Source organism: Acinetobacter sp. USHLN143, assembly GCF_037145695.1.
GTDB lineage: Bacteria > Pseudomonadota > Gammaproteobacteria > Pseudomonadales > Moraxellaceae > Acinetobacter > Acinetobacter fasciculus.
In genome coordinates this window covers 1-1,687 of record NZ_JBBCWZ010000158.1, presented here as the reverse complement: position 1 = coordinate 1,687, position 1,687 = coordinate 1, and the positions used below count along the sequence as shown (strand labels likewise).

Annotated in this window: 2 pseudogenes; one reads left to right on the top strand and one right to left on the bottom strand. The window is 35.9% G+C overall.

The features are described 5' to 3' along the window. Window positions 1–109: 109 nt before the first annotated feature. Window positions 110–1,143 (bottom strand): annotated as a pseudogene (locus WFH18_RS17380) (IS3 family transposase); the annotation flags it as partial. A gap of 412 nt (window positions 1,144–1,555) precedes the next feature. Between WFH18_RS17380 and WFH18_RS17375 the strand changes: the two are divergent. After that, a pseudogene (locus WFH18_RS17375) lies at window positions 1,556–1,687 on the top strand (helix-turn-helix domain-containing protein); the annotation flags it as partial.

Sequence of the window (1,687 nt, the reverse complement as noted above, 5' to 3'; positions counted from 1 at the left end):
CATGTGGGCATGGGTTAAACGTAAGCGTAAAGAATGGTTGATCGACTCAGTCGATGAGTTATTTCGAGTTTTTTTCGAATCTTGTATGAATAATAAAGTAGTTTGACTATAATTGCTTTTTCGCATCTGTGACACTGCTATAAGCTTTGAGATACACCTCTTCATATTTAACGCTCCGCCATAATCGTTCAACCATCACATTATCTACCCATCGACCTTTACCATCCATACTGATTTGAATGCCATTTGATTTCAATACATCAATAAATGCATCACTGGTGAACTGACTGCCTTGGTCTGTATTCAATATTTCAGGTGATCCATATTTTTCAATCGCTTCATTTAAAACCGAAATACAAAAATCCACCTCCATACTAATCGATACCCTATGCGCAAGTACCTTGCGGCTATGCCAATCAATCACAGCACATAAATAAACAAAGCCTTTTGCCATAGGAATATACGTTATATCCGTAGACCACACTTGATTACTGCGCAGAATAGCCAACCCTTTGAGCAGATATGGATATTTACGGTGAGCTTGATTAGCCTGGCTTAAATTTGGTTTGCAATATAACGCCTGAATACCCATTTTCTTCATTAAAGTACGTGTATGACGTCGTCCTATATGATGCCCTTGACGATTCAACAAATCACGCATCATACGACTGCCTGCAAAAGGATATTGCATATGTAATTCATCAATACATCGCATCAGCTTCAGATCTGATGAGCTAACAGGTTTTGGGCGATAATAATAACAACCACGGGAGACTTTCAGCAGCTTAGCTTGCTTAGATACTGAAATCTGAAGTGAGTCGTCGATTAACTTTTGTGGTTGAAGCGGCCCAGTTTCTTCAACACACCTTCTAAAAAATCAATTTCTAATGCCTGCTCACCGATTTTTGCATGTAACTTTTTAAGATCAATGGGGGGTTCTGATGGAGCTTTTGATTGATCGAAAGCTTGCGAGGAAGCTGAGATCAATTGATTTTTCCAGTCAATAATTTGGTTTTGATGAACATCAAATTCAGCACTCAATTCAGCAAGTGTTTTTTCTGCTTTAATCGCAGCAAGTGCTACCTTAGCTTTAAAATCATTTGAATGATTTCTTCTTGGTCTACGTGCCATAAAATACTCCATATATTGATGTTTATAACATCATTTGAGGAGCAGAATATCACTTATAGGAGTTGTTCAAATTTACGGATCCATCTCTAAAGCTTAACATTGGAAACTAAGCCGTGTTTCAAAACCTGTAATTTAATACAAAGGCTCAGTATTTGGTGACGTAATTCTTGTATTGCGTTTCAAAAGACATACCTGAAAGTGGTGATTATACATTTGAGATTCTATTTAAAATTTAAATTTAATCGGTCTTTACTATTAATATAGTTGAATATTCACGTAATATTGTTTTGTTTGAAAATTATTTTGAACTATTTCACAAATATTTGGTGAAATATGTAACAGTCTATATTATTTTTAATATGGTTAAGTTGACAAAAATAACTAATGATGCGAAAAGGTTTTTTTAGTTAACAGATGTTCACACATGCCTAGAATTGTTTCTGTACCACTTAGTTTAGAACAGCGAGAACGACTCATTTTTCTGGTCAAGCATGCAAAACATTGGCGTGAAAGGCAACGTGCCCAAACTATTCTCTGGCTTTCCGAAGGTAAAAGT